The organism is Tsuneonella litorea (assembly GCF_025154015.1).
GTDB classification, from domain to species: Bacteria; Pseudomonadota; Alphaproteobacteria; order Sphingomonadales; family Sphingomonadaceae; genus Tsuneonella; species Tsuneonella litorea.
Genome location: NZ_JAOAMV010000002.1, coordinates 369553 through 382562, shown reverse-complemented (window position 1 = coordinate 382562; position 13010 = coordinate 369553). Strand labels below are relative to the sequence as shown.

The 13010-nt window shown below is 67.1% G+C and carries 15 protein-coding genes and 1 other RNA gene; 5 read left to right on the top strand and 11 right to left on the bottom strand.

Annotation, left to right across the window (positions count from 1 at the left end):
- Window positions 1–78: 78 nt before the first annotated feature.
- Both N0B51_RS05345 and N0B51_RS05340 read left to right on the top strand, forming a co-directional pair.
- Window positions 79–204 carry a hypothetical protein gene (locus tag N0B51_RS05345; protein ID WP_259961210.1) on the top strand — a complete coding sequence of 42 codons (126 nt, stop codon included), beginning with the start codon at window positions 79–81 and terminating at the stop codon, window positions 202–204.
- The gene (locus N0B51_RS05340; RefSeq protein WP_259961209.1) at window positions 201–419 is read left to right on the top strand and encodes a PspC domain-containing protein; all 219 of its coding nucleotides are present in this window, start codon (window positions 201–203) and stop codon (window positions 417–419) included. The genes N0B51_RS05345 and N0B51_RS05340 overlap by 4 nt, the downstream gene beginning before the upstream one ends.
- A gap of 36 nt (window positions 420–455) precedes the next feature.
- Here N0B51_RS05340 and N0B51_RS05335 read toward each other — a convergent pair whose 3' ends face one another.
- Genes N0B51_RS05335 through N0B51_RS05315 form a run of 5 tightly spaced genes read right to left on the bottom strand, consistent with a single transcriptional unit; the run spans window position 456 to window position 3956 of the window.
- A complete protein-coding gene (locus N0B51_RS05335; RefSeq protein ID WP_259961208.1) occupies window positions 456–1238 on the bottom strand; it encodes an SDR family oxidoreductase in 783 nt (260 codons plus the stop codon).
- A 1-nt stretch (window position 1239) separates the two neighbouring features.
- A complete protein-coding gene (locus tag N0B51_RS05330) occupies window positions 1240–1776 on the bottom strand; it encodes an NUDIX hydrolase (RefSeq protein ID WP_259961207.1) in 537 nt (178 codons plus the stop codon).
- On the bottom strand, window positions 1773–2447 hold the full coding sequence (locus N0B51_RS05325) for a TPM domain-containing protein (protein WP_259961205.1): 675 nt from the start codon (window positions 2445–2447) through the stop codon (window positions 1773–1775). Before N0B51_RS05325 ends, N0B51_RS05330 begins: the two co-directional genes overlap by 4 nt.
- 13 nt (window positions 2448–2460) lie before the next feature.
- Entirely contained in the window at window positions 2461–3273 is an 813-nt protein-coding gene (locus tag N0B51_RS05320; protein WP_259961204.1) for a TPM domain-containing protein, read from the bottom strand.
- 8 nt (window positions 3274–3281) lie between these two features.
- Window positions 3282–3956, bottom strand: a complete 675-nt coding sequence (locus N0B51_RS05315; protein WP_259961203.1) for a LemA family protein — start codon at window positions 3954–3956, stop codon at window positions 3282–3284.
- A 155-nt stretch (window positions 3957–4111) separates the two neighbouring features.
- Between N0B51_RS05315 and mscL the strand changes: the two genes are divergently transcribed.
- Window positions 4112–4552 carry a large conductance mechanosensitive channel protein MscL gene (gene mscL, locus N0B51_RS05310; RefSeq protein WP_259961485.1) on the top strand — a complete coding sequence of 147 codons (441 nt, stop codon included), beginning with the start codon at window positions 4112–4114 and terminating at the stop codon, window positions 4550–4552.
- Window positions 4539–4886, top strand: a transfer-messenger RNA (tmRNA) gene (gene ssrA / locus N0B51_RS05305). Before mscL ends, ssrA begins: the two co-directional genes overlap by 14 nt.
- A gap of 147 nt (window positions 4887–5033) precedes the next feature.
- Here the strand turns inward: ssrA and N0B51_RS05300 are convergent.
- From N0B51_RS05300 to N0B51_RS05285, 4 genes are all read right to left on the bottom strand, one after another.
- Window positions 5034–5282 carry a hypothetical protein gene (locus N0B51_RS05300; protein ID WP_259961202.1) on the bottom strand — a complete coding sequence of 83 codons (249 nt, stop codon included), beginning with the start codon at window positions 5280–5282 and terminating at the stop codon, window positions 5034–5036.
- A 134-nt stretch (window positions 5283–5416) separates the two neighbouring features.
- The gene (locus N0B51_RS05295; RefSeq protein WP_259961201.1) at window positions 5417–6679 is read right to left on the bottom strand and encodes an N-succinylarginine dihydrolase; all 1263 of its coding nucleotides are present in this window, start codon (window positions 6677–6679) and stop codon (window positions 5417–5419) included.
- On the bottom strand, window positions 6676–7692 hold the full coding sequence (astA, locus tag N0B51_RS05290; RefSeq protein ID WP_259961200.1) for an arginine N-succinyltransferase: 1017 nt from the start codon (window positions 7690–7692) through the stop codon (window positions 6676–6678). Before astA ends, N0B51_RS05295 begins: the two co-directional genes overlap by 4 nt.
- Entirely contained in the window at window positions 7689–8891 is a 1203-nt protein-coding gene (locus N0B51_RS05285) for a hydrolase (protein ID WP_259961199.1), read from the bottom strand. Before N0B51_RS05285 ends, astA begins: the two co-directional genes overlap by 4 nt.
- A 170-nt stretch (window positions 8892–9061) precedes the next feature.
- Between N0B51_RS05285 and N0B51_RS05280 the strand changes: the two genes are divergently transcribed.
- Window positions 9062–11143: a malate synthase G gene (locus tag N0B51_RS05280; protein ID WP_259961198.1), complete on the top strand. Its 2082-nt coding sequence runs from the start codon at window positions 9062–9064 to the stop codon at window positions 11141–11143.
- Here N0B51_RS05280 and rsmA read toward each other — a convergent pair.
- The gene (gene rsmA, locus N0B51_RS05275) at window positions 11136–11966 is read right to left on the bottom strand and encodes a 16S rRNA (adenine(1518)-N(6)/adenine(1519)-N(6))-dimethyltransferase RsmA (protein WP_259961197.1); all 831 of its coding nucleotides are present in this window, start codon (window positions 11964–11966) and stop codon (window positions 11136–11138) included. The genes N0B51_RS05280 and rsmA overlap by 8 nt on opposite strands.
- The gene (pdxA, locus tag N0B51_RS05270) at window positions 11959–12984 is read right to left on the bottom strand and encodes a 4-hydroxythreonine-4-phosphate dehydrogenase PdxA (protein WP_259961196.1); all 1026 of its coding nucleotides are present in this window, start codon (window positions 12982–12984) and stop codon (window positions 11959–11961) included. Before pdxA ends, rsmA begins: the two co-directional genes overlap by 8 nt.
- Window positions 12985–13010: the final 26 nt, after the last annotated feature.

Sequence of the window (13010 nt, the reverse complement as noted above, 5' to 3'; positions counted from 1 at the left end):
CGAAACTGGCACGGCCCTTGCGATACCTGGAACATCTGGCGGAATGGTCCGCCGGGACACTTGGAAAGGGAAATCGAAATGCACGTTCTCAACAACAAGGCTGCCGCGGCTGTCTTCTCGCTCGTCTTCAGCCTCGTGATGTTCGCCACCGCGATCGCTCCTGCCAACGGCGGTGCGCTGCTCCCGGGCGGAATGCTGGCATGAACCGGCTCGACCGCAACCACTCGGCAGTGACGCCCAAGCGCGACGGCTTTCACCTCGACCGCCCGAACGGCAAAGTCTTCGGCGTCTGCGCCGGGATCGCGAACTACTTCGGGATTGATCCGATGATCGTACGGGTGGTCTTCGCCGCGGGCACGATCTTCGGCTTCGGATCGTTCCTGCTGATCTACCTGGCGATCGCGCTGATCGCCGACTGAAGGGCGCGGGCATATCCCGCGCCCTTCCAACCTTTCTCACATCGCGCTGATGCCGCCGTCGAGCTTGAGCTCGGCCCCGGTCATGAAGCTGCTCTCGTCGCTGGCGAGGAACAACACCCCGTCGGCGATCTCCCGCGGCACGCCGACCCGCTTGAGCGGGATCTGCCGCGCCAGCTTCTCCATGATCACCTCCTTCGAATGCCCCGTGCGGCTCGTCATCCCGTCGAGGATCGGGGTGTCGACGAAGGTCGGGTGGACCGAGTTGCAGCGGATGTTCCAGCCCATCTTGCCGCAGTAGAGCGCGACGCTCTTCGACAGCATCCAAACCGCGGCCTTGCTCGCGTTGTAGCCAGGCATCGTGTCGCTCGCGATGAGACCCGCGATCGAGCTGATGTTGATGATCGAGCCGGGCTGGTTGTCCTTCATCAGCGGCAGCGCCTTCTGGCAGCCGAGAAACACTGAATCGACGTTGATTGCGAAGCCGCGGCGCCACTCCTCGAGCGTGCACGTCTCGATGTTGCCGCGCACGCCGACGCCGGCGTTGTTGACCAGGACCGACAGCCCGCCAAGTTCGTCGCGCGCCATTGCGATCGCCTCGTCCCACTTGTCGGGATCGGTGACGTCATGCTGCATGGCGAACGCGGTGCCGTCGCCGTGGGCCTTGTTGAGCATGGCGGCGGTGTCCTCCGCCCCGGTGCCGTTGATGTCGGTGCACAGGACGCGCGCGCCTTCGCGGGCCAGGACCTGGCAGTGCGCCGCGCCGAGCCCCTGCGCCGCACCCGTCACCAGCGCCAGCTTGCCCGCAACCCGTCCTGCCATGTCACTCTCCTCGAATATCGCCCGCCAGCAGCAGACCCATTATTCGAACGTCGATCCCGACGCCCGCGTTTCTGCGCTTTTCGACGAAACCGGAAAGTTCGGCAAGGGGTACGCGGTGCACCGTGATGTCCTCGCCCTCGGTTCCGCCGCCCGGTCCGGTCCGGGCAAGATCGTACGCCCGCACGAGCGTGAAGCTTTCGCTGACCATGCCGGGCGAGCTGTAGAATTCACCCGCGCAGGTAAGTCGCCCGGCGCGCCAGCCCGTCTCTTCCTCGAGTTCGCGGCCAGCGGCGGCGAGTACGTCCTCGTCGGGATCGTCCTGATCGCCCACGAGCCCCGCTGGCAATTCGAGGCATGTCCTGCCCAGCGGCACCCGATACTGCTCGACGAGAAGGATATGCCCTTCGTGTATCGCGAGGATCACCGCTGCGCGGATTCCGCGAACCCGCCCGACATATTCCCACCGTCCGCGTTTCCTCGCGGCGATGTAGCGGCCTTGCCAGACGGTCTGCTCGGGTTCGTCCCTGTCGACCGTCATACCTCGATCAGCCGGTCGGGCAGCTCGTTGACGTCGCCTTCAGCCCGCGGGAAGTGCTCGGCAAGGACGGCCCCGACATCGGCGATGCCCGCGGCAAGACCCTCGGCGATCCGGCCGTCGCGGATATGCACGAGCATATCGGCCATCGCGCCGCCCCAGACTTCGGCCGGGACTTTCTCGGCGATAGCCTCGTCCGCGACGATCTCGGCCCTGTGTTCGCGCATCGAGAGGTAGATGAGGATGCCGGTGCGCCCATGGGTGCGCCGGTCAGCGCCCACCTTGAAGTGCCGCACCGCCGCCTCGCGCACGCGGGCCTTCTTGATGGGCGGCGGGACGAGGAAATATTTCAAGGGCTGCCAGAACTGGATCGCCCAGACCGACGCGAATTTGAGCACGACCACCGCGATCGCGAGCGAGAACACGGCTTGTGGGTGCCATTCATGGTTCCAGCCGCCCAGGACCCGGTCGACGAGCGACAGGTAGAACCCTGGCAGCACGGCAAGGAACGCGAGCGCGGTCGTCGCGGCGAGAATTGCCCAGCCTAGCTGGATGTCGTGGTAGCCGTCCGAGCGGTCGGCAAGAACGGTGACGATCTCTCCCGCAGTGTTTTCCTCTGCCGCGGCGACCGCTGCCGAGACTCGGTCGTGTTCCGCCTTGTTCAGGTAGCCCATCGCCTCGCCTCTCCTACCAGCCGCCGGAGGCGCCGCCGCCTCCGAAGCTGCCGCCGCCGCCCGAAAATCCGCCGCCGCCACCGAAACCGCCGCCGCCACCCCAGCCGCCGCCGTGGCGTGACCCGCCGCCCAGGATCGACTTGCCCGCTTCCCAGACGATGATGTCGCCGATCGTGCTGCCGGTGAGAGTGCCGTTGTGGCGCCCGCCGCGCCGTCGCCCGCGCAGCAGCGGGAGGACGAAGAAGAAGAAGATGAACGCCGCCCAGATGATCATGCCCACCGGAAAGCCGTCCTCGCCACCGGACTGGCGTGCCTGCGCCTCCTGCATGACCTTTGCTGCCTCGTCGGCGGGCAGTTCGAGCTGCTCGACGATCGCGTCGGTCCCGGCGACGATGCCGCCGACCATGTCGCCCGCCTTGAACTTCGGCAGGATCGTGTTCTGCACGATCAGCGTCGAGTATCCGTCGGTGAGATAGGGTTCGAGGCCGTAGCCCACCTCGATCCGCACCTTGCGGTCGTTGGGCGCGACGATCAGCAGCACACCATCGTTGCGCTGTTCGTCGCCGATTCCCCAGTGCCGGCCGAGGCGGTAGCCGTAATCGGCAATGTCGTAGCCTTCGAGGTCGGGGATCGTCGCGACGACGAACTGGCGCTGAGTGCGCGATTCGAACGCGGCCAGCTTCGCTTCGAGCGATGCTTCGACATCGGCGGGAATGATGTTCGCCGCGTCGGTCACCCGCCCGGCTAGGGGGGGGAACGCCTGCGCCAGCGCGGGCGACGCGAACAGCGCCGCCAGCGTGGCGAAAAGGAGCGCAAATCCGCGCACCGGGTTGCCTACTGGTTCACGGCGGCGGCGGTGGGCTGCGCGGCGTTGTCGTTGGCGCCCGCCGCAGGAGCGGTGGCGGAGCCGTTCGGCGTCATGTCCAGCGTGGGGGCGACTTCGGCGCCGGGGGTCACCGCCTTGTACGGCACCAACGGCTTCGCTCCGTAGATCACCTTGGCTCCGATGATGCTGGGGAAGGTGCGGATCTCGGTGTTATATTCGCGCACCGCTTCGTTGTAGTCGCGGATCGAGATGCGAACCTTGTTCTCGATGCCTTCGAGCTGGCCCTGCAGCATCTGGTAATTGGTGATCGACTTGAGGTCCGGGTAACGCTCGAAATTGGCGAGCAGGCGGCCGAGGCCGGCACCGAGTTGTTCCTGTGCGGCCTGGTATTGCGCCATCTTGGCAGGATCGGACAGGTCGTCGGCATTGACCTGGATGCTGGTCGCCCTGGCGCGGGCCTCGATCACGTCGGTGAGGATGCCGCGCTCCTGCTCGGCAGCGCCCTTTGCCACTTCGGCGAGGTTGGGGATGAGGTTGGCGCGTTCCTGGAACGTCGCCTCCACGTCGGCCCAGCGTGCCTTCGCGGCTTCTTCCTTGGTCGGGATCGTGTTGATCCCGCAGCTGGCGAGCCCGAGAGCGGCCAACGCCACGATCGCGGCGCGGCGGACGGCGGTGAAGTTCATCGCGGTAAACCCCTTCGTTCCCAAGACGCCGGGTCAACCCGGCCTGTATTGTGAATCTAGCACACCCCGTGCCGGGTTCAAGGAAATGCGGGAATTGACCGGTTCGATTTTCTTGCGCAGCCTGCGTGGCAGGGGCGCCAATGAGTGGAGGGTTCATGCTGGGGGAGTTCAAGGCATTCATCAATCGCGGGAACGTGCTCGATCTCGCGGTCGCGGTGATCATCGGCGCGGCGTTTGGCAAGATCGTCACCTCGCTGACCGAAAGCATCATCATGCCGATCATCGGATGGATTTTCGGCGACCTCGATTTTTCGAATTACTTCATTCGCCTCGGGGCCATTCCCGACGGGTACGAAGGCGAAGTGAACAATTACGCGCAGCTCAAGGAAGCCGGCGTGGCAATGATCGGCTACGGCGATTTCATCACCCAGCTGGTTAACTTCCTCATCATCGCGTGGGTCATCTTTCTCATCGTCAAGGGCGCGAACAAGGTCGAGGCCAAGAAGGAAGAAGCGCCGGCCGGTCCGAGCGAGACCGATCTGCTGATCGAGATCCGCGACGAACTAAGGAAGCAGCCCCAAGTCACTTCACATTAAGCCGGCATCGCCTATATGGGCGGTGCCGGTTTCGGCCGGCTATGGCGATAAACTGCGGCGTGCAATAGGCGCAGCGGACCCGGGGGCAGTACCCGGCGGCTCCACCACCTCTTCCGTTCGTTGCGGGGGAAATGACGGGGCCGAACCAGGATCGACGTGTGCTGAAAAGCGCTGTTTTCGCCCGGGCTGAGTAACCCGCAAATAGGCTCACAACACACAAGTGCCAACGACAACGAAGCACTTGCTCTCGCTGCGTAATTCTAGGGCCTAACGGCCTGACGTTACAAAGCCTAGAGCACGGTTCGGACCGAACCGGGTAACAGAATCGGAAACCGGGGGCCCGGGGGAGCCTAGCAACAGAATCCCCCACCCGTTTCCCCAGCATGGTACATCCGTGCGCGCTCGGTGACTGCGCGCCGCGGCGCATCGGTGATTGGTATGCGGGTTCCGGCCAAAGGCGGGGCCAGGCCGATGTGGGACGTCAGCCGGGCGAAGCCGTTGACGCCGCCTCGCGCCGTTCCTTTTCGAAGCGCAGGCAGTCGAAGATCTTGGCGCCGGCGAGGAAGACCGACCCGGTGGCGGCGACGAACAGCAGCTTGCCACCCACGCCCGGGAACTGCGCCATGTAATGAACGCCGCGCTCGCAGGCGCCCAGCGCCAGCGCGTAGATGATCAGGCACGCCTCGATCCGCGTCTTGATGACGAACAGGCGCCCGACCTTCCTGAGCATCCAAAACCTCGCGCAAACCCTTGTTAGTGCTCAACCTCGTCCGCGTGTCCTGGTGCCAAACGGCATTCGGACTGTCCCGTTCGATGGTTAATGCGGGGTAAAGTGTAAACGCCGGCGCGAATGCGTCCAGCGCGTTAACCAAGAATCTGCAGGTCGAGCGTTTCGAGCAACCGGGTGCGCGCCGAGACGACGTCGGCCATCAGTTCGGGATTCCCCAGATCGGCGGGGTCGATCGATTCGGGCCAGTATTGCGCGATCACCGCCTCGATGCGGTCCGCCTTCGCATCGTCGAGCAGGAAGCGCGGATCGACGGTGGCGGGGTCGGCGACGACGCGGAGACGAAGGCAGGCCGGCCCGCCGCCGTTGGCCATCGACTGCCGCACGTCGACGGCAAGGACCCGCCGGATCGGTCCGTTGCCGGCGACCAGCGTGTCGAGATAGCGTGATACAGCTTCGACCTCGCGGCACTCGCTGGGCACGATGAGCGCGCTTTCGCCCTCGGCAAGCGTCACCAGTTGGGCGTTGAACAGGTAGCTGCGGATCGCTTCGTCCAGCGATACCGCCGAGGAGGGCACTTCGACCACCTCGAGCGGCGGAAACGCGCGGCGGATCGCCGCGTAGGCGGTAGACTGATCGGCAAAGGCCTCGGCATGGGTGAACAGCACGCGCCCGTTGGCGACCGCGACCACATCGTTGTGGAATGCGCCGGCCTCGATCGCGGCGGGGTTCTGTTCGACGAAAACGGTGCGCTGTGGGTCGAGCCGGTGCAGGCGGGCGACCGCGCGGCTCGCCTGTTCGTGCTGGCGGGCCGGGAAGGCGCCGCCGGTGCGGCCATACACGAACACCTCGACGCCGGCGCCGTCATGGCTTTCGCAAAAGCGCATATGGTTGGCTGCACCCTCGTCGCCGAAGCTGGCCGGGACCGGCTGATGGACCTTGAAGTGCGCAGCGTCGGCAAAGGCGATCTCGAGCTGACGCGCGGTGTCGGGCCACTCCTGGGCACGATGCGGCATCGTCACGAGGTTCGCCGGGGTCAGGTGGCAGCGCCCGTCATCCGTGTCGGGAGCGGGGCTGACGGTCGCGGCGTTCGCTGTCCACATCGACGATGCCGACCACGCCGCGGCGGTCAGTGCGCGATCGGTTTCCTCGTTCGCGCCCAGCCGGCGGAGGAAATCGGCGTTGGGGCGGGGCAGCGGCACGAAGAAGCCCTGCGCCAGGCCGAGCGCCATGTTGTGACGCATCTTGGCGAGGCCCTGGAGAGCCGCCGCGCGCGGGTAGCTCACGTCGCCGGCGTGGGCGGTCGCGGCAAGGTTGCCTAGACTGAGACCCGCATAGTTGTGGCTGGGGCCGACGATGCCGTCGAAGTTGATCTCGAGGAGCCCGCTTCGGCCGCTCATCGCGCCACGCTCCACACTTCGTCGCCTTCGCCCACCCCGAGCAGGCGCGCCGAGCGATGGTCGATCTCGACCGTCCCGTCGGGCCGGAATTCGCGCATTCCGAACGCGGAGCGAAAGCTGCCGAGCGTCCCCGCAGCGATGATCGCGCGGTCGCCGATGTCGAGCGACGCGCTGGCGATCTTCGCCCGGCGCGATTCGCGGATCGATTTCACGTCGTCGGTTCGCGCGGTCATCGTCGGGCCGCCGTCGAAAATGTCGACGTAGCCGTCATAGCGGAATCCCTCGTTCTCGAGCATGCGCATCGCCGCCCGGCCGGTAGGGTGGGGCATCCCGATCACGTCCCGCGCGTCGTCGTCGAGCATCGCGATGTAAACCGGGTGCTTGGGCATCAGGTCAGCGATGAACTGGTTGCCGTTGATCGCGTTGAAATAGTCCGCGTCCTGGAAGCTCATCCCGAAGAACCGGCCCGCGACCCCGTCCCAGAACGGCGACCCGCCGCGCTCATCGATGATCCCGCGCAGTTCGGCCAGGATGCGGTCGGCGAACCGATCGCGGTGCATCGCGATGAACAGGTAGCGGCTGCGGGCGAGCAGGAGGCCGAGCCCGCCGGCGCGTTCGCTCGGGTGGAGGAACAGGCCGCCGACCTCGCATGATCCTTCAAGGTCGGTGACGAGGCTGAGCAGGTCGGCGCGCACCGTCCGCTCGAGTTCCTGCGAATGCTGGGTAAGGGTGGTCTTGCGGTAGGAATAGAAGGGCCAGCGTTGCCCGACCTGCGTCATCAGCTGGCACGTTCCCCGCACGTCGCCGGTCTGTGCGTTCTCTAGGACGAGGACGAACTGCTCGTCGGCCAGCGTGTTCTCCTCGCGGGTGAAGGCGGCTTCGGTGCGTTCGAGCTTCGCCCTGAGCGCGTTGCGGTCAGGCGGCAGATTGGTGAATCCGCCGCCCGTCAGCTTGGCCATCTCGTACAGCGGTTCGAGATCGTCCGGGTGGGCGGCGCGAAGGCGGAAGCTCAAATGGTTTCTCCGGCTGCGATGCGGGAAAGGACCAGCGCCGAGAGCGCGGCGCGCTCGGCGAGGGAGGGAACGATCATGAATTCGTCGGGTGAGTGGATCGCACCGCCGCGCACACCCATCGTGTCGACCACCGGCACCCCGCAGGCGGCGATGTTGTTTCCGTCGCACACGCCGCCGGTGGACTTCCAGCGGATATCCTGCCCCAGCTCAGCGCCGCATTCGCGGACGAGGTCGAACAGCTTCTGTGCGCGCGCGTCTACCGGCTTGGGCGGTCGGGTCACACCGCCATGGAGATGCAGGGAAACCTCGTGCAGTTTCTCAATTTCAGAGAGCAAGGTCTTGAGATCGCGTTCGAATGCGTCGGCCGCATCGGTCGATTTCGGACGGATGTTGAACCGCAGCACGGCGTGGTCGGGAACGACGTTGTTCGCCGACCCGCCGTCGATCCGCGCCGGGTTGACCGACAGCGCGTCGTGTCCCATCGCCTTGAGCCTGAGCGCAAGATCGGCCGCCGCGACGATCGCGTTGCGCCCGTCCTGCGGGTTGCGCCCGGCGTGCGCCGACTTGCCGCCCACCACGATCGAATAATTGCCCGATCCGCCGCGGGCATGGGCGAGGGTGCCGTCGGGCAGCGCGCTCGGCTCGTAGGTCAGCGCGGCGAACTTGTCCCGGGCGAGATCGGCGATCAGCGAAGACGAGGATAGCGAGCCTGTCTCCTCGTCCGAATTGATCATCACGTCGTAGCCCAGCGACTGGCCGGCGCGGGTGTCCTCGAGCGCCATGAGCGCGTGGAGAATGACCGCCAGCCCGCCCTTCATGTCGGCGAGGCCCGGACCGTTCAGCGTTTCGTCGTCGATCCAGCGCTGGTCCTGGAACGAGTGGTCGGCGGGAAAGACGGTGTCCATGTGGCCGGTCAGGAGCACGCGGCGCGGCGCGTCGGGCCGCACGCTAAGCACGAGGTGCTGGCCGTGCGCTTTCTCGACCTCGCGTCCGTCAGCGGCGACAACGGTGACCGCGGCTGGTTCGACCAGCGAAATCTCCCCAGGTAGCGCGGCAAAGGCATCGGCCAGCAGCGCGGCCTGCCTTGCGAGGCCGTCAAGGTTGCCGGTTCCGGTATTGACCGCGCTCCATTCGCGCACCGTCCGGAGCATCGCGGAGCCGTCGATCGCGGCGGTGAAGTGGTCGGCTGCCAGTTTCATCTGAAACGGCTCCTAGCGAAGCGTGCGGAGCTGTCCAACCCCCGCCCGCCGGTGTTGCAAAGTGGCGCTGCCTTGGCCATAGGCGCGGCTCGCTTCCTCCCCGGACGACAGGCTATTGACCCGGTGCGCCGATTCCCGTCGGTGCGCCAGAAGACCATGCGAGGGAAGCAGTGAGCGATACCGTTACCAAGGCCGGGCTGACAATCGACAGCGCGCTGGCGCGTTTCGTCGAGGACGAGGTGCTGGCCCCGCTCGACCGGGATGCGGGCGATTTCTGGCGGGGATTTGCCGCCATCCTGGCCGAATATGCCCCGCGCAACCGCGCGCTGCTGGCCAGGCGCGACGACCTGCAGGCACAAATCGACGCCTGGCATCGTTCGCGGAAAGGCCAGCCGCACGATGCGAGGGCCTACCGCGCCTTCCTGGAAGAGATCGGATACCTTGTCGCCGAACCGGACCCGTTCACGATCGGCACCCGCAACGTGGACCCCGAGATCGCGACGATGGCCGGGCCGCAGCTCGTGGTGCCGGTGCTCAATGCCCGCTTCCTGCTTAATGCCGCCAACGCGCGCTGGGGCAGCCTTTACGATGCCTATTACGGCACCGACGCGCTCGACGCCCCGGCGGCGCAGCCGGGCGGCTACGACAAGGCGCGCGGGCGCGCGGTAATCGCCAAGGTCCGCGCATTCCTCGACGGCGCGGTGCCGCTGGCGAGCGGAAGCTGGGCGGACCTTGCCGGGCCGGACGCCATCCCGCTCGCCGATCCGGACCAGTTCGTCGGCGCCACGGCGCGCGGGAAGATGTTCGTCAACAACGGCTTGCACATCGAGGTCGTGTTCGATCCCGAAAGCCCGGTGGGACAGGACGACGCGGCAGGAATCGCCGATGTGGTGCTCGAAAGCGCGCTGACGACGATCGTCGACCTCGAAGATTCGGTCGCCGCCGTCGATGCAGCGGACAAGCTCGCCGCCTATCGCAACTGGCTCGGCGTGATCCGCGGCGACCTGTCCGAAACGTTCGAGAAGGGCGGCAGGCAGATGACCCGCTGCCTGGCCGACGACGTCGAGGCCGGCGACACCACGCTGCCCGGCCGCAGCCTGCTGTTCGTGCGCAATGTCGGCCACCTGATGACCAACCCGGCCATTCGGTTGCCGGACGGCAGCGAGGTGCCCGAAGGCATCATGGACGCGGTGATCACCAGCGCGATCGGCGCGCATGACGTGCGCGGCCTGGGCAAGTGGCGCAACAGCCGGGCCGGCAGCATCTACATCGTCAAGCCCAAGCAGCACGGGCCCAAGGAATGCGCGTTCACCAACGACCTGTTCGACGCGGTCGAGGACCTGCTCGGGTTCGACCGGCATACGGTCAAGGTCGGGGTGATGGACGAGGAACGGCGGACCTCGGCCAACCTCGCCGCCTGCATCCACGCGGTGAAGGACCGGATCGTGTTCATCAACACCGGCTTCCTCGACCGCACGGGGGACGAGATCCATACCTCGATGCACGCGGGTCCGATGATCCGCAAGGCGGAGATGAAGACGTCTGCCTGGCTCACCGCCTACGAGGCGCGCAACGTCGCGATCGGCCTCAGGCACGGTCTTTCGGGCAAGGCGCAGATCGGCAAGGGCATGTGGGCTGCGCCCGACATGATGGCCGACATGATGGCGCAGAAGATCGGGCACCTGAAGGCGGGCGCGAACACCGCCTGGGTCCCTTCGCCCACCGCGGCCACGCTGCACGCGACGCATTATCACGCGATCGACGTGTTCGAGCGGCAGAAGGAACTGGGCGAATCGCCCGGCCTCGACGCGCTGCTGTCGATCCCGCTCGCGACCGGCACCAACTGGTCGGAGGCGGAAGTGCGCGAGGAGCTCGACAACAACGCACAAGGGCTATTGGGCTACGTGGTTCGCTGGATCGACCAAGGGGTGGGGTGCTCGAAGGTGCCCGACATCCACGACGTCGGCCTGATGGAGGACCGCGCGACGCTGCGGATCAGCAGCCAGCACATGGCCAATTGGCTGCTTCACGGCGTCTGCTCGAAGGAGCAGGTGATGGACTCGCTGCGCCGGATGGCCGCCAAGGTCGACGAACAGAATGCCGGCGATCCCGGTTACACCCCGCTCGTCGGCAACGAGGATGGGCCCGCGTTCCGCGCGGCGATGGACCTCGTGTTCAAGGGTGTCGAGCAACCTTCGGGCTATACCGAGCCGCTGCTGCACGCATGGCGGCAGCGCGCGAAGGCTAGCTGAGAGCGCGGGCGACCGCGACGAACTCGTCGACGCTGAGCGTCTCCGCCCGGCGCTGGGGATCGATTCCGAGCGCTTCCAGCGTATCAAGCGCCCCGGGCACGCCCTTCAGGCTTTGCCGCAGCATCTTGCGGCGCTGGCCGAAGGCGGCTTCGGTCACGCGTTCGAGGACGCGGGCGGATACGCCGGCGGGCATCGGCTCCGGCTCGACATGGACGATTGCGCTCATCACCTTGGGCGGGGGGGTGAACGCACTGCGGTGAACCTTCATCGCGAGGCTTGCCGCGGACCGCCACTGCGACAGCACCGCGAGCCGGCCGTAGGCGCTCGTGCCAGGCTTCGCGACGACCCGCTGGGCGACTTCCTGCTGGAACATCAGCGTCAGGCTCGTCCAGCGCGGCGGCCAGGCCTCTCCCGACAGCCAGCGCGTGAACAGCGCGGTGCCGACGTTGTAGGGCAAGTTGGCGACGACGGCGTAGGGCTCGCCCATCAGCGCGTCGTGGTCGCGTTTCATTGCGTCGCCCTCGACCACCCGCAGCTTGCCCGGAAAGGCCGCTTCAATTTCGGCGAGTGCGGGAAGGCAGCGCCGGTCCATCTCGATTGCGGTCACCCGCGCGCCGGCCCTCAGCAGCGCCCGCGTCAGCCCTCCGGGTCCCGGTCCGATCTCGAGCACCGCCCTGTCCTCCAAGTCGCCGGGGATGGCCGCAATCCGATCGAGCAACTGCTCGTCGAACAGGAAGTTCTGGCCCAGCGCCTTGCTTGCCGACAGACCGTGCCGCGCCACGACATCGCGCAGTGCCGGGAGTTTGGGGGGCGGTTCAGCCATGCGCCGCCCGCCGCGCGGCGCATTCACCGGCCATGCGCAGGGCGGCGATCGTCGCCCCCGCATTGGCGCGGCCCGTGCCCGCGATGGCGAATGCCGTGCCATGGTCCGGGCTCGTGCGCACGATCGGCAGGCCAAGCGTGACGTTGACCCCGCTGTCGAAGTCGAGCGCCTTGAGAGGGATCAGCGCCTGGTCGTGGTACATGCAGAGCGCCGCATCGTAGCTTCTCCGCTCGTGCGGCGCGAACAGCGCGTCGGCCGGGTGCGGCCCGGTCGCGTCGATCCCTTCAGCCCGGAGCGCCTCGACCGCCGGGGCGATGATGCGCACTTCTTCGTCGCCGAACTTTCCGCTTTCGCCGGCGTGCGGGTTGAGCGCGGCGATCGCCATGCGGGGCCGGACGATCCCGAAGTCGCGCGTCAGCGCCGCGGCGGCAATGCGCGCCCGCCTGCGTATCAGGTCCACCGACAGCAGCCCCGGCACCCGCGCGAGTGCGACGTGAACCGTCAGCGGGATCGTTCGGAGCTGTGGCCCGGCGAGCATCATGACGGCATCCTGCGCGGTTACTCCGCAAGCCTGTGCGACGAACTCGGTCTGGCCCGGATGATGGAAGCCGACCGCCGCCAGCAGCGCCTTGGCGATCGGCCCGGTGACGAGTGCGGATGCCTCGCCGCGCACCGCCAGATCGGTCGCAGTCTGGAGGCTGGAGAATGCCAGCGCCGCGCCTTCGGCATTCGGCTCGCCGGGCCGGAAGGGCGCGTCGAGGTCGCCGAGCACCGGCAGCGCGCGCCCGAAGACCGCGCCTGCCTCGGCAAGCGACGCGACGGGTTCGATCGGGACCTCGATGCCCCGGCTGGCGGCCGCGGAAGCGATCAGGCGCACGCCGCCGATCGCCACGAACGGTGGCACGCGCGCGCGGGTTCGCTGCACCCATGCTTCGGCAATCAGCTCGGGACCGATCCCGGACGGATCGCCGAGCGATACCGCAAGCGGCGCAATACGGGCTTCGGCCGCCACGCTCACGCCCCCGCCGGGGCGAGCGGGATGCG

Bases quoted from the DNA above. Each gene is read 5' to 3' on its own strand.
- N0B51_RS05345 (WP_259961210.1), top strand. From the start codon at position 79: ATGCACGTTCTCAACAACAAGGCTGCCGCGGCTGTCTTCTCGCTCGTC.
- N0B51_RS05330 (WP_259961207.1), bottom strand. From the start codon at position 1,776: ATGACGGTCGACAGGGACGAACCCGAGCAGACCGTCTGGCAAGGCCGC.
- rsmA (WP_259961197.1), bottom strand. From the start codon at position 11,966: ATGGCTGAACCGCCCCCCAAACTCCCGGCACTGCGCGATGTCGTGGCG.
- N0B51_RS05285 (WP_259961199.1), bottom strand. From the start codon at position 8,891: ATGAAACTGGCAGCCGACCACTTCACCGCCGCGATCGACGGCTCCGCG.
- N0B51_RS05295 (WP_259961201.1), bottom strand. From the start codon at position 6,679: ATGAGCGGCCGAAGCGGGCTCCTCGAGATCAACTTCGACGGCATCGTC.
- mscL (WP_259961485.1), top strand. From the start codon at position 4,112: ATGCTGGGGGAGTTCAAGGCATTCATCAATCGCGGGAACGTGCTCGAT.
- N0B51_RS05335 (WP_259961208.1), bottom strand. From the start codon at position 1,238: ATGGCAGGACGGGTTGCGGGCAAGCTGGCGCTGGTGACGGGTGCGGCG.
- N0B51_RS05340 (WP_259961209.1), top strand. From the start codon at position 201: ATGAACCGGCTCGACCGCAACCACTCGGCAGTGACGCCCAAGCGCGAC.
- N0B51_RS05325 (WP_259961205.1), bottom strand. From the start codon at position 2,447: ATGGGCTACCTGAACAAGGCGGAACACGACCGAGTCTCGGCAGCGGTC.
- N0B51_RS05315 (WP_259961203.1), bottom strand. From the start codon at position 3,956: ATGAACTTCACCGCCGTCCGCCGCGCCGCGATCGTGGCGTTGGCCGCT.
- N0B51_RS05300 (WP_259961202.1), bottom strand. From the start codon at position 5,282: ATGCTCAGGAAGGTCGGGCGCCTGTTCGTCATCAAGACGCGGATCGAG.